This window comes from Mesorhizobium sp. M1A.F.Ca.IN.022.07.1.1, assembly GCF_003997575.1.
In the GTDB taxonomy this organism is placed as follows: Bacteria; Pseudomonadota; Alphaproteobacteria; order Rhizobiales; family Rhizobiaceae; genus Mesorhizobium.
In genome coordinates, this window is the sequence record NZ_RZST01000003.1 from 22,814 (window position 1) to 37,818 (window position 15,005).

At 62.3% G+C, this 15,005-nt stretch carries 21 protein-coding genes; 6 read left to right on the forward strand and 15 right to left on the reverse strand.

Translation table 11 applies throughout. The features are described 5' to 3' along the window. Positions 1 to 22 precede the first annotated feature (22 nt). From EOA75_RS01260 to EOA75_RS01300, 10 genes are all read right to left on the reverse strand, one after another. Positions 23 to 472: a hypothetical protein gene (locus tag EOA75_RS01260; RefSeq protein WP_127323404.1), complete on the reverse strand. Its 450-nt coding sequence runs from the start codon at positions 470 to 472 to the stop codon at positions 23 to 25. A gap of 261 nt (positions 473 to 733) precedes the next feature. Next, positions 734 to 1,591: a ParB/RepB/Spo0J family partition protein gene (locus tag EOA75_RS01265; protein ID WP_127323405.1), complete on the reverse strand. Its 858-nt coding sequence runs from the start codon at positions 1,589 to 1,591 to the stop codon at positions 734 to 736. A gap of 44 nt (positions 1,592 to 1,635) precedes the next feature. Next, the gene (locus tag EOA75_RS01270; RefSeq protein ID WP_127323406.1) at positions 1,636 to 1,974 is read right to left on the reverse strand and encodes a hypothetical protein; all 339 of its coding nucleotides are present in this window, start codon (positions 1,972 to 1,974) and stop codon (positions 1,636 to 1,638) included. Between the two features lie 107 nt (positions 1,975 to 2,081). Further along, positions 2,082 to 2,411 (reverse strand): hypothetical protein, encoded by a 330-nt coding sequence (locus tag EOA75_RS01275; RefSeq protein WP_127323407.1) that lies wholly within the window; start codon positions 2,409 to 2,411, stop codon positions 2,082 to 2,084. A 90-nt stretch (positions 2,412 to 2,501) separates the two neighbouring features. After that, positions 2,502 to 2,858 carry a hypothetical protein gene (locus EOA75_RS01280; RefSeq protein WP_066993672.1) on the reverse strand — a complete coding sequence of 119 codons (357 nt, stop codon included), beginning with the start codon at positions 2,856 to 2,858 and terminating at the stop codon, positions 2,502 to 2,504. Between the two features lie 54 nt (positions 2,859 to 2,912). Then, positions 2,913 to 4,484, reverse strand: coding sequence for a DUF4942 domain-containing protein (locus EOA75_RS01285; protein WP_127323408.1), 1,572 nt, complete (start codon positions 4,482 to 4,484; stop codon positions 2,913 to 2,915). Continuing rightward, positions 4,481 to 4,747 carry a hypothetical protein gene (locus EOA75_RS01290; protein WP_127323409.1) on the reverse strand — a complete coding sequence of 89 codons (267 nt, stop codon included), beginning with the start codon at positions 4,745 to 4,747 and terminating at the stop codon, positions 4,481 to 4,483. Before EOA75_RS01290 ends, EOA75_RS01285 begins: the two co-directional genes overlap by 4 nt. A gap of 80 nt (positions 4,748 to 4,827) precedes the next feature. Then, positions 4,828 to 4,980, reverse strand: a complete 153-nt coding sequence (locus EOA75_RS33845; protein WP_164747236.1) for a hypothetical protein — start codon at positions 4,978 to 4,980, stop codon at positions 4,828 to 4,830. A gap of 4 nt (positions 4,981 to 4,984) precedes the next feature. Continuing rightward, positions 4,985 to 5,170, reverse strand: coding sequence for a hypothetical protein (locus EOA75_RS01295; RefSeq protein WP_127214664.1), 186 nt, complete (start codon positions 5,168 to 5,170; stop codon positions 4,985 to 4,987). A 326-nt stretch (positions 5,171 to 5,496) separates the two neighbouring features. Then, positions 5,497 to 6,573, reverse strand: a complete 1,077-nt coding sequence (locus EOA75_RS01300; RefSeq protein ID WP_245466529.1) for a LysR family transcriptional regulator — start codon at positions 6,571 to 6,573, stop codon at positions 5,497 to 5,499. On the opposite strand from EOA75_RS01300, the gene EOA75_RS01305 reads away from it, so the two are divergent. Then, a complete protein-coding gene (locus EOA75_RS01305) occupies positions 6,557 to 7,474 on the forward strand; it encodes an NmrA/HSCARG family protein (RefSeq protein ID WP_206516943.1) in 918 nt (305 codons plus the stop codon). The genes EOA75_RS01300 and EOA75_RS01305 overlap by 17 nt on opposite strands. Before the next feature lie 50 nt (positions 7,475 to 7,524). On the opposite strand, the gene EOA75_RS01310 is transcribed toward EOA75_RS01305, so the two are convergent. Then, positions 7,525 to 8,019 carry a DUF2274 domain-containing protein gene (locus EOA75_RS01310; protein WP_127323410.1) on the reverse strand — a complete coding sequence of 165 codons (495 nt, stop codon included), beginning with the start codon at positions 8,017 to 8,019 and terminating at the stop codon, positions 7,525 to 7,527. Next, positions 8,019 to 8,309, reverse strand: a complete 291-nt coding sequence (locus EOA75_RS34795; protein WP_245466530.1) for a hypothetical protein — start codon at positions 8,307 to 8,309, stop codon at positions 8,019 to 8,021. Before EOA75_RS34795 ends, EOA75_RS01310 begins: the two co-directional genes overlap by 1 nt. Between EOA75_RS34795 and terL the strand changes: the two genes are divergently transcribed. The 4 genes from terL (at position 8,295) to EOA75_RS01325 (ending at position 11,888) form a co-directional block, all read left to right on the forward strand. Beyond that, positions 8,295 to 9,224 carry a phage terminase large subunit gene (gene terL, locus EOA75_RS01315; protein ID WP_245466531.1) on the forward strand — a complete coding sequence of 310 codons (930 nt, stop codon included), beginning with the start codon at positions 8,295 to 8,297 and terminating at the stop codon, positions 9,222 to 9,224. The two genes, EOA75_RS34795 and terL, sit on opposite strands and share 15 nt — an antisense overlap. 125 nt (positions 9,225 to 9,349) lie before the next feature. Continuing rightward, positions 9,350 to 10,798: a DUF1073 domain-containing protein gene (locus tag EOA75_RS01320; protein WP_127323412.1), complete on the forward strand. Its 1,449-nt coding sequence runs from the start codon at positions 9,350 to 9,352 to the stop codon at positions 10,796 to 10,798. A 43-nt stretch (positions 10,799 to 10,841) separates the two neighbouring features. Continuing rightward, the gene (locus EOA75_RS33850) at positions 10,842 to 10,988 is read left to right on the forward strand and encodes a hypothetical protein (protein ID WP_164747237.1); all 147 of its coding nucleotides are present in this window, start codon (positions 10,842 to 10,844) and stop codon (positions 10,986 to 10,988) included. A 198-nt stretch (positions 10,989 to 11,186) separates the two neighbouring features. Continuing rightward, positions 11,187 to 11,888 (forward strand): phage minor head protein, encoded by a 702-nt coding sequence (locus tag EOA75_RS01325; protein WP_095825936.1) that lies wholly within the window; start codon positions 11,187 to 11,189, stop codon positions 11,886 to 11,888. Positions 11,889 to 11,903: 15 nt separating this feature from the next. On the opposite strand, the gene EOA75_RS01330 is transcribed toward EOA75_RS01325, so the two are convergent. Genes EOA75_RS01330 through EOA75_RS01340 form a run of 3 tightly spaced genes read right to left on the reverse strand, consistent with a single transcriptional unit; the run spans position 11,904 to position 12,889 of the window. After that, positions 11,904 to 12,287, reverse strand: coding sequence for a hypothetical protein (locus EOA75_RS01330; RefSeq protein ID WP_127323413.1), 384 nt, complete (start codon positions 12,285 to 12,287; stop codon positions 11,904 to 11,906). Between the two features lie 12 nt (positions 12,288 to 12,299). Beyond that, positions 12,300 to 12,611 (reverse strand): HigA family addiction module antitoxin, encoded by a 312-nt coding sequence (locus EOA75_RS01335; protein ID WP_095825879.1) that lies wholly within the window; start codon positions 12,609 to 12,611, stop codon positions 12,300 to 12,302. Continuing rightward, the gene (locus EOA75_RS01340) at positions 12,611 to 12,889 is read right to left on the reverse strand and encodes a type II toxin-antitoxin system RelE/ParE family toxin (RefSeq protein WP_095825880.1); all 279 of its coding nucleotides are present in this window, start codon (positions 12,887 to 12,889) and stop codon (positions 12,611 to 12,613) included. The genes EOA75_RS01335 and EOA75_RS01340 overlap by 1 nt, the downstream gene beginning before the upstream one ends. Positions 12,890 to 12,967: 78 nt before the next feature. Between EOA75_RS01340 and EOA75_RS01345 the strand changes: the two genes are divergently transcribed. Then, positions 12,968 to 14,947, forward strand: a complete 1,980-nt coding sequence (locus tag EOA75_RS01345) for a DUF2213 domain-containing protein (protein WP_095825881.1) — start codon at positions 12,968 to 12,970, stop codon at positions 14,945 to 14,947. The last annotated feature ends 58 nt before the right edge of the window (positions 14,948 to 15,005 follow it).

The window sequence follows — 15,005 nt, forward strand, 5'->3', positions numbered from 1 at the left end:
GTGGTTTAAAAAAGTTACGCAGTCAACCCGCTTTTCTGAGCGCGCTCAACAAACGGCAGGCGATCTCTTCGCGTCCCCATCGAGTTGCGAAAGTGTCAGAAACCTCGAACCAGCTTCCGTCATTGCCGGCTCCGTGGTGTTCGCCCATGCAGGAGCATTGGCATTCATGCCCTGTTGCGTTTTGGCAAGCTGGCGAGCATTTCTCCTGCTCTCGATAGGGTTGGATGATGTACACGCTGCCGAAGCGTGCGAGGCTTTTATCGACGAAGGTGTTGAACCAGGCTTTTGGAAGTTCCCATTGATGCTGCGTGCGGTTCCAGACCGGCCTCACGCGGCCTAAAGAACCAAGCCAAGCCTTATTATCAGCAGCATAAGGAAGGCGCGCCAGCAACTTTTCGCCTTTGCCTGTTTTTCGCCAAGCCACAGGAATCCGCTGTTGATTCCATATGTGATCGACAGTCAGCCTATTCATGCAAGACTCGCAGGTTGAGCCGCTGCTAAGTTAAACGAAACGGCTACCAAGTGGAACATCCAGACTTATTTCATTGAGCGGCAATGATTCCAGCCGCATTGTCCCGCCGCCGACGGAACGTTGAATACGCCCAGCCGCGGCCCTGATATTCGACCTCGGTGTGGCGGCCGCGGATCTCCCAGAAGTACCCAGGTAACCAGCGCGCGGCAGAGTAGCCGGCGCGCGCTCCGACAATGTTCCGTTCGAGTGGTCGTGGTCCAGTCAAACCAGCATCGAGCGTGCATGCGCCTGGCGCAGCTGCGACTCCATCGAACGGATAGAGCGCGACGCAGCCGCGAGCGTGTCGGCCCATTTGTCGGCCTTGGTGGGATCAACCGATTTCAAGGCGATGCACTCGCCGTCCTTGAAACCGCCGGCGATCGCGGCGATGATGCGCTCGACCGTTTTCTCCATCCTGCTCATGGCGGCGATATCGTCCTTCGAGGGCTCCGGCCTGTTCTCATCGTCGAACATGCCGCCCTGCTCGATCCGGTCGCGGACCGCTTGCGCCGCCGCCTTGATGCTCGACCAGTCTTTCAACTTGCCGCTGGAGAACAGCCTCACGATGTTGATCTGATCGGCCTTGGGGAGGTCGACCAGGTCGTTTGCGTGGCCGAGCGGGAAGGCGCCACTGTCGACCAACTTCTGGATCGTCTCGTCGAGATTGAGCAGCGCCGTGCGGACCTTGATGCGGGTCGGCTGGACGCCGATGTCCTTCGCCAACTGCTCGACCGTCCAGCCGCGGTCGATCATCGCCTGAAAGGCGCGTGCTTCCTCCAGCGGCTTGATGTCGGCGCGGGCAAGGTTTTCCACGATCGCCTGCAGCGCCATCTCGTTGTCGTCGATCTTCACGACCTCGCAGAGAATGTCGGGCGCGTCGATCAGCTGGTGCGCGCGCCATCTGCGCTCGCCGCCGACGATCATCCAACGGTCGTCGCCGACCGGCCGGACCGTGATGGCCTGGATCAGGCCGCGCTCGCGGATCGATCCCGCCAGCTCGCGAAGCTTCACCGGGTCGAAATGCTTGCGCGGCTGGTCGGGGTTCGGAATAACCAGGTTGAGGGGGATGCGCTTCTTCATGGTCGGGTCTCCGTGGTAGGGAATTTCTTAGCAACATCAACTACTTAGTTTGTAACCGATTTGGTTACAAGTGGGCTACTAAGAAAAAGTATTCGACCTGTACTCGCCCTTAGCCATTGGCCCGCCCCTCCGCGGGCGACGTCCCTGCCGCCCGAAAGGTCTTCCATCTTGGCGACGATCCGGCCGGGATTAAGCCTGTCGAGGCCTTCGAAGTAGAGCTGCTTATACTCGCGCTCGCTGGCGGTCTTGAACCATTCGCCTGGGGCGAGTTCGGGCATCTTGCGAAAGCCTGCCGGATAACCTCGCGGCGTTCCCCTGGACACCCCGATCTTCTGGATTTCGGGCGGCAGCTTGGTGAACCAGGAGCTGGTGAAAATGCGCATCTTCGTCTCTTTCGGTGGTAGGGCTTTGGACAGGTCAAAATGTAAATCCGGTGAACTTCTCAAGCAACCAAAATGACACTGTGTGTTACCATTTTGGTAAGGTTGCCTCACCGGTACATCTGCATTAGGTATGGGTTCTCTCCAGCGCCTTCGGGCGCTGTCCTGTGGTAGGGATGGAGAGGAAGGCCGATCAGGGGCAACCCGGTCGGCCTTTGATATTTTCGGCGCGGCTGCGGCGCCTCGAAGCGCACTTCGGGATAATTGACCCACGCCGTCACCGTCTCGAAACTGATGGCGCGCGGCAAGCTCTTGAAGTCGTCGAGCGGCGTTCGTCCTGCCAGGATCCCATTGCCCGCGAACTCGGCGCCCGAGCGGAAAAACTGGAACGTCCATCGCCATGGTCCGGTTGATAGCCAGAGGTCCAGGCCCGGCGCCAACTCCACGCGGTCGAGGCTGTCGCTCTCAAGAAGTTCGCAGAAGAGCTGGTGCCCCAGAGGGCGCGGCGTCTGGTAGGAGTGTGGAATCGATCAGGATGAAGCGCATTGCAGTTCTCGTGCCTCGAGGCGTTGATTGATGGTGGGGAGCGTCTCGCTGGCGAACAATTCGAGCCACCACTTGATCAGCTCGGCCTGGTAGCGGTCGTCGGCCGCACGATGGCGGGGCTCGCGTAGCTGTCGCTCGATCCAGTCAAGCCGGTCGCGAAGCTCCGGCCGGTAGAGCAGATTGCGGAATGCATCTGCGAGCCGCATGTCCAGGGCGTAATCCCCGGTGCAGCCGAGGGGCGACCAGTCGCTATGCCAGGACGACCACATGTCGAGGGCCTGGCTGATGGTGGGGAGCCGGCGCCGCCGCTCCTCCTCGTCTTCTGGTAACGGGCGAAACACTTTTGGACTCCGTGGTAGGAATGATGTAACCAATTTGGTTACAACATGGTCAAGCTAAAAGTAATTTCTGCGGCCGTCCTTCCATAGCTTGACCGTGACGGTGTTCACGTAGGTCCCGACCTCGGCGAAGGAGCCGTGCGGCAGATCGCGGAACTGGCCGTTCAGCTTTTGGATCAAGGCCCGGAAGGCGATGGCCTTGCGCGTCTCGCGAAACTCGGTGCCGGCCGACATGATTGCAGCGAGACACCCGCCCTCTTCCAGGAAGTCGAGGGCGTGCACCACATGGTCGATGTCGCGCTCTATGTCGAATGGCGGGTTCATGATGATGCGATCGTATTTTCCCGTCACTGAGGGGCGGAGCGCAAGGAAGTCGGTCGCGTAGACCTTGCGATAGAGGCGCTGCGCTTCGAGCGCGGCCGCCAGCGCAGGCTGCAGCTCGACGCAATCGACGATATTGTCGAAGCGATACTCGGCGCGCCATCTCTCGCGCTTCACCGGGTCGTCGTAGCCGTAGTGACCGGAGAAGTCGTTTAGGCTGGTGATGCAACGTCGCGCAAGGTTGCCGGTGCCGGCGCTGGGTTCGAGGATCCGAAGGCGCGGCGCATCGCTGGCCTGCATGATCGGAATGCCCTTCAAGAGCTCGTCGGCCGCCTCGTCCGGCGTCGGGAAAAAGCCGAAGTTCTTCGCCGGCGTGGTCTTGCGGTTCCGGAACAGATCGTCCTGCTCGCGCGTCTGGCCGTCGCCGATCACCTCGCCATAGTATTCGGCGAGCATCTTGTTGACCCTTTCCACCAGGTCGTCACGCGTGAACCAGAGATGCGCGTTGCCGTTCTTGTAGGCGACGATCCTGAAATACTCGCCGTGATGTTCGGACTGCTGAGGCTGAAAGCCCCTGCGCTCGGCTCGCACCTGGTTCTCGATGCTGTTGTAGGTCGGCTTCTTGCCGTCGAGGATTGAGAACGTCCGCTCGATATCGCGCACCGTCTCCCATGTTCCGCCCCACGTTACGTTGCCGTGGTCGCGGTCGAAGGCGTAGGGCAGGATCATGCGGCTGCCGACCTTGAAGCCGTCGTGCGAACGGAAACGGCGATCGAGCTTGGAAAACGCCGTGGCGATGCCCCGGCGGAAGATCATTTCGGATTCGCCGGCCCACTTGTCGATCGTGGCGTACACGTTGTCGACGGTCACCGGCGGGATCCCCATGATCTCGTCGAGATTGACCAGTTCCTTTCCGTCGCCGTTCCGGTGGTCGTAGCGCTCCGGCACCCACCTGAGAGTGTCGCGCAGCTCGTCCTTGGCCTGCTTGTCCATCAGGATCTCGAGGTCGGTCATCTGGACCAGGTAATGCCAGCACGAGATATCGATCAGGCGGATTGCTGTGCGCTTCCACTGCTCGGCGTCTGGCAAATCGACGGCTTCGAAAAATGCCCTGACCTCGCGGTTGTTGCGGTCTCCGTATCGAGAGCAGGCATGATCTCCGGCGGCCGCTTTCCAGAGCGCCGCCGCCTTCTTCAATTCCCGGTCGGCTTGCTCCATTGAGGCGAACGCCCCGTGATAGGCCGCGACCGCGGCGTCCCGATAGGCGACGATCTGCTCGATCGTGTTGCGCGGGATGAGCGCGTTCATGGGCTGATCCCTTCTGCGATGCAAAGAGTCTTCCAATCGACGTATGCAATCGACACACCGCAGCGCGTGAAATGGCTGTCTCTCTGTTCCCAACCTGCGGCTCGGGCGGCGGTCTCCCATGGGTCGGCCGCGTCCACCGGCTTGAAGGATCGCGCCTTGTGCATGCGCTCGAAGGCGAACGCGTCGCCAAGCTCGCTCACGAACTCGTAGCGCTTGCTGCCGTCGAGCAGGGTGAACTCGTATTCAGTCATCTTGTCGGTCATGGTCTCTGGTCTCTGTGGTAGCGATTGGTGGGCGACGGGACTTCCTCCCGCCGCCCTATCGAACGGATTGTTTGCCTCTCTCAGTGCATCGCGCCTTCTTCTGCTGTTGCGTCGGCTTCCATCTCCGCTTCGGCGGCCTGGAGGTCGGCCAGCCGCTCGCGGCAGGAAGGGCAGCGGCAGCTTTCGCTGTCGTCGAAGGGGAAAGGGGTTAGGCAGTCGTCGCAGTAGGGCATGATTTCAAACCCCTGCGAGTTCGCGGGCGGCGCGCTGCTGGTAGGCGACAACGGTTGCTTCGCAAGGCTGCATTTTCCATTCCGCCATGAGCTTGCGGGCGAGCGTGTACGGCGCAGAGCCGCCGCCGCTGGGAGTGCAGGCGAGGAGGGAGGCGAGAAGCATCTGCTTCTCGGTGTTGCTGAGGTCCATGGGAGGCTCCGTGGCAGGGAAAAACCTTGTAACCGCAATAACTTAGCCCGTAACCAATCTGGTTACAAGCAGGTTACAAAGAAATGTCCTCCAGGGAATAGGTTTTACCTTAACCGCCCGTGTGAAGGGCCTAGCCGGTATTGAATGCCACGAAAACAGAAGTACCGTCAGGGCAGAACAGGCTTTTGACTGGCCAAGACACCCGAACGCGAATGACTGAGATTGGCGGAAAGCTATCCTACCGCTGTCGCTAACGAGGACAGCTAAGCGCTAACACCCTCGCCTGCGCGAAGAGCGGCCTTCTTCGTAACCACGGGGGACAACGGTTAGCTTGCGGTTAGTTCGCCCGGTATCCAAGCGGCGACCGCATCGACAAAAGCCCGCACTTGAGGCGGCAAAAACGTGCGCTCGGGATAGACGAGCGCGATATGCAGTTCGGCTCCGACGCCCCCGGCGAGCACCTGCACGAGCGCGCCGCCCTCCAAGTGCGGCGACACGAGGTCGCGCGGGAGTAGCGCAATGCCAAGCCCATTTACTGCGGCCTCGCACAACAGGGCGATGTCGTTCGAGAAGAACGTGCCCTCTACGTGGAGCTTGCCTCCGGAGTTCATGGGCCAGTGGGTTTCCGGCAGCTCGCCGCGTGTGAAGCCGAGGAGGCAACTGTGTTTCTTGAGATCGCGGGGCGTGCGGGGCGTGCCGCGGTCAGAGAGGTAAGCGGGGGACGCGACGGCGATTATCGGGTCGCGCAAGAGCGTGCGCGCGATGAGGCCGGGCTCGATCTGGCTACTGGCCCGGAGCGCAACGTCGTAGTCGCCGCGGAGAAGGTCGACGTGCTGGTTCGAGGTGTGGATGCGGACGCGCAGCTCGGGATGGCGCGCGGCAAACTCGCATAGCATCGCATGGAGGCCAACGCTCGTCATCGGCGGGACCGAGACGCGCAAATCACCACGCACGATGTCGTCGGTAGTTCGCACGCTTTGTTCGGCGACGCGCACAGCCTCAAGTGCAATGCAAGCCTGCCGGTAGAACACCTCGCCAGCATCAGTGAGGACGAGCTTTCGCGTGGTTCGGCGCAGGAGGCGCGCGCCGAGACGCTCTTCAAGCCGTGCGAGACGGCGGCTCACGGTTGCGCGAGGAACGCGTAGCTCAGCGGCGGCGCGTGAGAGGGATTTGGCGTCGACCGTTTTGGTGAAGGCGACGAGTTCCGAGGTTTCCACAGGGTCAGTCATATGGATCAAATTATAGCAGATGATGTCAATTGTTGAAGCATTGTTACGAATTCTGATCGAGCGCAAGATCCATTGAAGATGACGCCCGGAATTCTCTCGTTTGCGAGCGAGCCCTCGTTTGCGAGCGAGCCCCTGAAGCCAATAGAAAGAGTTGCGAATGATATCCAATGACAAGAAACCGATCGCCGTGTTCGGCGCAACGGGCCATCAGGGGGCCGGCGTGGTGCGTGCGCTGAAGGCCAATGGTCAATTCAAGGTGCGCGCGCTCACACGCGATCCGAGCAAGTACCAAGGCCTTGCTGACGAAGTCGTCGCCGCGGATTTGGAACGGCCAGAGACGCTCGCAGCCGCGCTCGAAGGCGCACACGGCGTCTTCCTCGTAACCAATTTCTGGCAAGTGGGCACGGATGAGATCAAGCAGGCAACTGCAGCGATCCAGGCTGCCACAGCCGCCGGGGCGGACCACTTTGTCTGGTCAACCCTCCCCAACGTAGAGGCGATCAGCGGCGGTAAGTTTGAGCTGCCGCAGTTCAGCGGCAAGGCGAAGGTCGATCCGATCGTGGAGAGCGCCGGCTTCCCGCACCACACCTTCGTGGTGCCGCCGGTGTACTACCAGAACTTCTCCGGGCCGTTCGGTCCACAAAAACAGCCCGACGGAAGCCTCGGCTGGACGCTGCCGATCGATCCGACCGTCCGTTGTTTCCACATGGGCGACATCAACGAACTGGGCGACGTCGTAGCAGGTGCGTTTGCGCATCCTAACAAGGTCGGCAACGGCGCCTATCTCCCGTTGGTTGGCGATTTCCTGCGCTTCAACGACATTCTCGACGCGCTGCGGCAGCAAGGGCATCAGCTCTCTTTCACCCAGGTTCCGGTGGAGGTCTACGCGACCTTCTTCCCCGGAGCAGACGCTCTTGGTGAGACGCTTGCCTACTACGAGAACTACACCTACCTGGGTCCGGACAACTCGGACGAGAATATCGCCCTCGCCCGGGAGGTGGCGGGCAAAACCCCGACCACGTTTGCAGCGTGGGCGAGGCACAATTTTCGGCTCGGAGCTGTTTCCTCTGGTTGAGCCATCACGTCATTTCAAGTGACCTAGAAAGCGCGTACGCGGCGAATGCTTCACCCTTCGTCGCGGAACGTGCGCATCCGAGAGAAGTGACTCCTCGGCAGTTGATTCATTCTTGCGACAGACGCCGCCATGCTATTGCTGAATCGGCGTAAATGGATTCCCAAGATCCACACCGATAAAACGCCGAGATGCCAGTGATATGGCCTCCGTCGCGCGAACTCTCGGTCGGTCGCCATAAACCGCTGGATCGGTACGATCAGCTTCGAAGGGTCGGAAACGGGCCAACCAGATTCTTGTGAGAGGGACTTCCGCGTAGGGGATCGTCTCGTCAGGCTCCGCGATTGAAGCGAATCGCGAGCCTCCTCGGTCAGCCTGCGCAGCACGTCGCCGACGCTGCTGATGGAACTCTCCAGGCGCGCCTCGTCGAGCTCGGCCAGATCGATCTTGGTCTCGTTCCCGTCTTTATCCCACGCCCAGCGGGCGGCCGCTTCGGGATCGCCTTCGCCCTCGTAGTCGATCTCCCATGCAACGAGATAGCGGGCCATCAGCGCTGCTCCCGCTTGAGCAAGTCGCGCGCCGAGCCACGCGTGAATGGCCCGTCCCCATAGGCACCGTCGGCGATCTCCTGTAGCTCCAGCCGATGGACGTGCTTGCGCTCTTGTGGAGACTCGCAGGCATCGTGGCAGTCGCCATTGTTGCCGAGGCATTCCGGATCACCCTTGGGGCACCCGTCGTCGTCTTCCTCCTCCTCGTCCACGTCCTCGCGGGTGAGCTGGTCGAACGTCCACTCGTCGCCCTCGTCGTCGAGGAAGACGGCAAGATGAATTACGTTCATCTCTGCCTGCCGATGCAGTTCGAGCCGGAGCGCTGCTGCTACACGCCGATCAAGGTTGCCAGCTCCGTCGGTGAGCCGATCCTGGCGCGCTATGACGGGAGCAAGCAGCACTGGTACGGCGAGAACGACAATCTGCCGGACGAGCGCCGCGCCGAAATCGAGGCTCTGCCGCTGCAGCTGGTTTGGCGGCAGGATCCCCGCACGCAAGACGGCGAGATCCTCGATCCGATCCGCTTCCCGCCTGATGAGCTGAAACAGCTCTACAACGACATGACGTCGTATGCCGTCGCGGGCCAGTATCAGCAGCGGCCAGCGCCGCGCGCCGGCGGCATGTTCCAGCGCGCCTGGTTCGAGGGTCGCATCGTCAGGGCAGCGCCGAAGGGCACCATCTGGGTCCGCCATTGGGACTTGGCCGGCACGCGCGGCGGCACTGGCGCTCGCACCGCCGGCGTCAAGCTCGGCCGCGATCCCGAGGGCCGCTACTATGTCGGCCATGTCGTGACGCTGCGCGAGGAAGGCAAGTCGGTCCGCAAGACCATCGAGACGCAGGCCGCGCTCGACGGCAAGACGGTCCACATCAGCCTGCCGCAAGATCCTGGTCAGGCCGGCAAGGCGCAGGTGCAAGATTTCGTCGCGCAGCTCGCGGGCTACAAGGTGCATGCCGAGGGCGAGACCGGCGACAAGGTCACGCGCGCCGAGCCGTTCGCGGCGCAATGCGAGCACGGCAACGTCTACATCGTCGAAGGCGAGTGGAACACGCTCTACCTCGACGAACTCTGCCTGTTCCCAGCCTCCAAGCTGATGGATCAGGTCGACGCATCTTCCGGAGCCTTTACGAGGCTGCTCAACATCAAGGGGGCCATGGTGATCAGCGACGACGTTCTTCGGCGCGCTGCCCAGCCTGGGCCGCGATGATCAAGAAACTTTGGGGCGCATTGCGCCGTCGTTGGACACGCGGGCCAGTCGCCGACGTCCCTGCGTCGGCGCCGCCGGCAGCAGTTCCTCCTGGAGCGCGTCCTCCCACGCGCATCTCGGATGCGATGCTGTCGGCGATCCGCGCGCAAGCGGCCGCACCGAAGCAGCCGGTGCCGGTCTTCACCCTGCCCAAGCACCCGGATGGCGTGCTCCCGTCGGGCAACACCGGGCTTGCCATGGACAGCGCCGTCGGCGCGGTTCAGAGCTGGGCCAACGGCTTCGGGCTGAGCGGCTACTTCTCGGAGGGGATCACCTTCCTCGGCTACGCCTATCTCTCGGAGCTGGCGCAGCGCCCGGAATACCGGGTGATCTCCGAGACGATCGCCACCGAGATGACGCGCAAATGGATCCGCTTCACCTCGAACGACGGCGAGGACAAGGCCGACAAGATCGCGGAGCTGGAGGCCGAGTTCAAGCGCCTCAACGTGCGCGACATCTTCTCCCGCGCCGCCGAGCAGGATGGCTTCTTCGGCCGCGGTCACATCTACATCGACACCGGCGATACCGACGATGCCGACGAGCTGCAAAAGCCGATCGGCGACGGCTGGGACAAGCTCAGCGTCACCAAGTTCTCCAAGAAGCCGATCAAGGCGCTGCGCACCGTCGAGGCGGTCTGGTGCTATCCGACCAATTACAACTCGAGCGATCCGCTCAAGGACAATTGGTATCGGCCCGACAGCTGGTATGTGCAGGCCAAGATCGTCCACACCACGCGGCTGATCACCTTGATCGGGCGCGAGGTGCCCGACCTGTTGAAGCCGACCTATTCATTCGGCGGCCTGTCGCTGTCGCAGATGTGCAAGCCCTATGTCGACAACTGGCTGGAGACGCGCCAGTCGGTGAACGACATCATCTCGATGTTCAGCGTTTTCCTGCTGGCCACCAATCTCGGCGAGACGCTGCAAGCCGATGGCGATCAGCTCTTCCGGCGCGCCGAACTTTTCAATTTGGTCAGGTCCAATCGCGGCCTGATGATGATCGACAAGGATAGCGAGGACTTCAAGAACGTCGCGGCTCCGCTCTCCGGGCTCGACGTGCTCCAGGCGCAGGCGCAGGAGCACATGGCGTCGGTGAGCCACATTCCGCTGGTCAAGCTGCTCGGCGTCCAGCCGGCCGGTTTGAACGCCTCCTCCGAGGGCGAAATCCAGGTCTTCTACGACTACGTCCACTCCTTCCAGGAGCACCTGTTTCGCCAGCCGATACATCGCCTGCTTGGCCTGGTGATGACATCGCTCTGGGGCGAGCCCGATCCCGGCATCGACTTCGAGTTCGAAAAGCTCGAAGAGACCAATGAGAAGGAAGCGGCCGAGGTCGAAAAGACCAAGGCGGAGCGCGACGTAATCCTGATCGACGCCGGCGTGATTTCGCCTGAGGAATCGCGCCAGCGCGTTGCCGGCGATCCGGACTCGGACTTCTCCTCGATCGATGTCGAGGACATGCCCGACCTGCTCGAAGAGGAGGACGACGGCCTTGTGGTCAAGGGCAGCTCCGAGGAACGAGACGAGGCGGCTTGACGAGGCCCGCGAAATCCGACTCCGGCTGGTCGAGCTGGTGGGCATGAGCACGCCGGGCGAGATCGACCCTGACAAGTTCTTCCAAACCATTCTCGTGTTGGAACGGTTTGTTTGGGACGCGGGTGTTGCCAAGCCCGAGGAGCCGGCAGATAGTGCGGCTCCCGTCACTGACAACGCCGGCACCGCTTGATCACGCTCCACCTCTGGGAACTCCTCAAAGCACAGACGCCCGACGATCGCGAGATCGCCGAGACGCTGAGGGATCGTGATGTCCAGCCTGCAAAGTCGTCGGACGGCCAAGCGCAACGAAAAGGTGCTTCGCCCCGTCCGACCCAACGTCGGGATTGAGACGGCCTACAGGGGCCGCCTGACGCGCTTGATCGACGCCATGAGCGACAGCGTGGTCTACTGGCTGAAAGCCTCCTACCGGGCCAATACGCCCCGCATAGCGCAGGATGAAACGCCGGCGGAAGCGCTGCGCCGATCGATCCGCAAGCTTGCCGCGCAGTGGACCAAGCGCTTCGACGTCGCCGCGGTGAAGCTCGGCGACTATTTCGCGCTCTCGGTCGAGAAACGGTCGAGCGCCGCCTTGCGCAAGATCCTGCGCGACGGCGGCATCTCGGTCGAATTCAAGATGACGGCGGCGATGCGCGACGTCGTGGACGCGACGATCCACGCCAATGTGGCGCTGATCAGGTCGATCCCCTCGCAGTATTTCGACCAGGTCGAAGGCGCGGTGGTGCGGTCGGTGCAGACCGGCCGCGACCTTGCCGGCCTGGTGCAGGATCTCGAGCGCTATTCCGGCATCACCCGGCGCCGGGCCGCCTTCATCGCGCTTGACCAGAACAACAAGGCGACAGCGGCCTTCAACACGGCGCGCCAGCTCGAACTCGGTATCGATGAGGCTGAGTGGCACCATAGCGGCGGCGGCAAGGAACCTCGCCCCACGCATGTCCAGGCCGGCCGCGAAAAGGTCCGTTACAAGATTTCGACGGGCTGGTACGACCCGGCCGTCAAGCGCTTCATACGGCCGGGCGAGGAGCCCGGATGCCGCTGTGTCGCCAAGCCGATCATCAAGGGCTTTTCATGACCGAGGGGCGGGCGGTCACTGCGCTTTGTTTTCCTCCGCGACAAGGGCAAGGGTGCCGTCGAAAATCGAGTTGGTCGGATGGGCGTCGCACCAGTTCCGGAGCCACAGATCGACGGCAGCATTATCGAGCTCGATGCTGGGCTTCCCGGGGGCGCGCATCATGTTAACGGCGCTGAGATAGCCGAGCACCCAATTCATGAAGTTCGCGCTCTCGTCGAAAAACTTCCTGCCATCGGCCATTCTGAGAATGGCCTTGCCTGGATGGTTATCTCCCTCTGCAGCCACAAAGGCACCGCATGTCTTGAGGCCGTAGCTGTAGATAAACGCGTTGGCATTTTCTGCACGGCACGGCGCCGTCGCTAGACCGAGAACGAGAGCTGACACAATACAGCGAAACATCGAATTTCCTTCCTAAGCGGCGTGCAGCGTCGGGATTGCATCGATCTCGGCGCGGAGAGCCTTCTCGGCCTGCTCCAGATCATAGTTGCGCTGGAGGTTGAGCCAAAGCACCGGGCCGTTGCCGACCAGCTTTCCAATGCGGAGAGCCATCGCCACCGTGACGGGCTGCTTTTCGTCCAGGATGTCGTAGAGCGTGCGACGCGAAATGCCGAGCAGCTTCGCGATCTCGGTCTTCGACACATTGAGCGACGGAATGACGTCTTCGCGCAGAAGCTCGCCGGGATGCATCGCGGGCAGGCCGCGCTTGATGGGTGTCGTGTTCATCAGTGGTAATCCTCTAATTCGACTTCGGTTGCGTCTTCGCCGTCCCATGCAAACGTGATGCGGTAATTGCCTGTGACGCGGACCGAATAGCGGCCCTTGTCGCGGCCCGAGAGGCCGTGGAAGTGATAGCCGGGAAGGTCCATGTCCTGCGGCCGCGCCGCCGCTTCCAAGGCCCGCAGGATGCGAGCGACACGCTTGTCGTCCTGAACGCTGAGACCGCGTGCTTTGCCGGTTTCGAAGAAGCGTTGCAGGGCTTTGTTTCGGAACGTCTTGATCATGCTTAGAGTGTAAGGCGCTACCTTACATAAGTCAACCAAAGTGTGAGGTCAAGCCTTACATTTAAGGAGCGATTTTCGATGCCTGCGAAGTCTGAGGCCCAGCGCCGCGCCATGTACGCAGCGGCCGAGGGTCGAGGCGTGCTCGGCATCCCGAAGGCGGTCGGCGAAGAGTTCGTCGGCAAGGACAGCGCGGGGCAGGCGGCCTCGCTGATGCTGGTCGCGCCCGATGGCGATGTCCTGGTGCTCCGGCGCTCGTCGACCGATACCAGCTGGCCCGGCCATTGGTGCTGGCCCGGTGGCAAGTCGGATGAAGGCGAAGACGCCGAGACGACGGCGGCGCGCGAGACCACCGAGGAGATCGGCACGCTGCCGTCTGGCGCGCGCCAGCTCATCGATACGCGCGGCACCCCGAATGGCTGGGTGCATCACACCTTTGCTCAGGCCGTCGAGACGAAATTCGCGCCGGTGCTGACCGACGAACATTCCGGCTATGCCTGGGCTCCCCTGCGCTCGCTGCCCGAGCCGCTGCATCCGGGCCTGCGCGACATGCTGGGCGAGCGGCTTGGCATAGCGGCCGACATGTCGCCTGAGGCATGGGACTCGCTGCGCTCCAACTTCGTGAAGTGGACGAGGGGCGAAGACATCGTGATCGAGGGCGCTTGCCCGATTTGCGGCGGCACCGGCGAACTCGCTGGACCTGGGATCGTGTGCGACGAATGCCGCGGCACGGACGCGGTGGCACAGGCCAACGACGCGCTCGCCATGGATCGCAATAGCGTGCGCTCGTTCGACCAGGACGGCCATCTGCGCGTCGAGATGACGCCGATCTCAAAGGCCAACATCTGCCCCTACTATGGCCGCGAAATCCCGGACTTCGAGGCGCTGGCGCTCGATCCCGAGCGCATCTATCGCCTGTACCGCGATGCGGACGAGCTCGCGAAAGCCGCCCCGACCTTCGTCGGCAAGCCGCTCTTGCTCAAGCACATCCCGGTCAGCGCCAAGGAGCACCCGCGCGAAGCCGTGGTCGGCGCGCTCGGCGATGCCGTCGAGTTCCATGCCCCCTATCTCATGGCGCCGCTCAGCATCTGGGATGGCGCTGCAATCGCGCTGATCGAATCCGATCGGCAGAAAGAACTTTCGAGCAGCTATCGCTACCGGGCCGACATGACGCCCGGCACGCTGGCTGGAGAATCCTACGACGGCGTGATGCGGGACATTTCCGCCAACCACGTCGCCTTGGTCGAGGAAGGCCGCGCCGGGCCTGATGTTGTAGTCGGCGACAGCAAAATGGAGATCATCACGATGAAGAAAGCAGCACTGCTGTCGCGCATGGCGTCCGTCGCCCACGGCGCGATCCTTGCCCACGTCATGCCTAAGCTCGCCGCCGATCAGAAGATCGATGTCAGCGCGGCTCTCGCGGGCGTTACCGCCGAAAACTTCAAGGCCAAGCGCCCCGCTATCCTCAAGGCAGTCGGTAAGGCCGCCGAGGGCAAGCTCGCCACCGACGCCAAGCTCGACGGTCTCGAGGGGGTTCTCGTCGCGCTCGACGAGGTGGAGGTCCAGGAAGCCATGGACGAAGACGACGAGGAGGAGGACGACAAGAAGAAGAAAGCCGAGGACTCCGAAGAGGAGGAGGACGAGGACGAGAAGAAGAAAAAGGCCGAAGACGGCGACGAGGACGATGACGACAAGGTCGACAAGAAGGCCATGGACGCGGCAATCGCCGCGGCTGTGGTGCAGGCCAAGACCGAGGTCCGCGCCGAGATGCTCAAATCGGCCGCCGAAGTGCGCGCCGCCGAGGAGGCCGTTCGTCCCTACATCGGCAAGCTCGCCATGGCCCATGATAGCTCGGATGCCGTCTATCGCACCGCGCTCACCTCACTCGGCGTCAACATCGATGGTGTCCATCCCTCGGCACTGCCGGCCATTCTCAAGGCCCAGCCGCTACCTAGCGTCGGCGCACCGAAGAAGCCGGCCGTCGCCCTGGACGCTGCCGGGGTGAACTCGTTCTACGAGCTTTTCCCAGCCGCCAAGACCCACATCGTCAAGTCGCTCTAAGGCGAGCGGCTTTCCCTTCCAAGCCCGTCGAGCCGGCCAGCAAGCCGGCTCTTTTCAT

Bases quoted from the DNA above. Each gene is read 5' to 3' on its own strand.
- EOA75_RS01265 (WP_127323405.1), bottom strand. From the start codon at position 1,591: ATGAAGAAGCGCATCCCCCTCAACCTGGTTATTCCGAACCCCGACCAG.
- EOA75_RS01290 (WP_127323409.1), bottom strand. From the start codon at position 4,747: ATGACCGACAAGATGACTGAATACGAGTTCACCCTGCTCGACGGCAGC.
- EOA75_RS01325 (WP_095825936.1), top strand. From the start codon at position 11,187: ATGAGCGACAGCGTGGTCTACTGGCTGAAAGCCTCCTACCGGGCCAAT.
- EOA75_RS01345 (WP_095825881.1), top strand. From the start codon at position 12,968: ATGCCTGCGAAGTCTGAGGCCCAGCGCCGCGCCATGTACGCAGCGGCC.
- EOA75_RS34795 (WP_245466530.1), bottom strand. From the start codon at position 8,309: ATGAACGTAATTCATCTTGCCGTCTTCCTCGACGACGAGGGCGACGAG.
- EOA75_RS01305 (WP_206516943.1), top strand. From the start codon at position 6,557: ATGATATCCAATGACAAGAAACCGATCGCCGTGTTCGGCGCAACGGGC.
- EOA75_RS01270 (WP_127323406.1), bottom strand. From the start codon at position 1,974: ATGCGCATTTTCACCAGCTCCTGGTTCACCAAGCTGCCGCCCGAAATC.
- EOA75_RS01340 (WP_095825880.1), bottom strand. From the start codon at position 12,889: ATGATCAAGACGTTCCGAAACAAAGCCCTGCAACGCTTCTTCGAAACC.
- EOA75_RS01335 (WP_095825879.1), bottom strand. From the start codon at position 12,611: ATGAACACGACACCCATCAAGCGCGGCCTGCCCGCGATGCATCCCGGC.
- EOA75_RS01260 (WP_127323404.1), bottom strand. From the start codon at position 472: ATGAATAGGCTGACTGTCGATCACATATGGAATCAACAGCGGATTCCT.
- EOA75_RS33850 (WP_164747237.1), top strand. From the start codon at position 10,842: ATGAGCACGCCGGGCGAGATCGACCCTGACAAGTTCTTCCAAACCATT.
- terL (WP_245466531.1), top strand. From the start codon at position 8,295: ATGAATTACGTTCATCTCTGCCTGCCGATGCAGTTCGAGCCGGAGCGC.
- EOA75_RS33845 (WP_164747236.1), bottom strand. From the start codon at position 4,980: ATGCCCTACTGCGACGACTGCCTAACCCCTTTCCCCTTCGACGACAGC.
- EOA75_RS01310 (WP_127323410.1), bottom strand. From the start codon at position 8,019: ATGGCCCGCTATCTCGTTGCATGGGAGATCGACTACGAGGGCGAAGGC.
- EOA75_RS01320 (WP_127323412.1), top strand. From the start codon at position 9,350: ATGCTGTCGGCGATCCGCGCGCAAGCGGCCGCACCGAAGCAGCCGGTG.
- EOA75_RS01330 (WP_127323413.1), bottom strand. From the start codon at position 12,287: ATGTTTCGCTGTATTGTGTCAGCTCTCGTTCTCGGTCTAGCGACGGCG.
- EOA75_RS01295 (WP_127214664.1), bottom strand. From the start codon at position 5,170: ATGGACCTCAGCAACACCGAGAAGCAGATGCTTCTCGCCTCCCTCCTC.
- EOA75_RS01285 (WP_127323408.1), bottom strand. From the start codon at position 4,484: ATGAACGCGCTCATCCCGCGCAACACGATCGAGCAGATCGTCGCCTAT.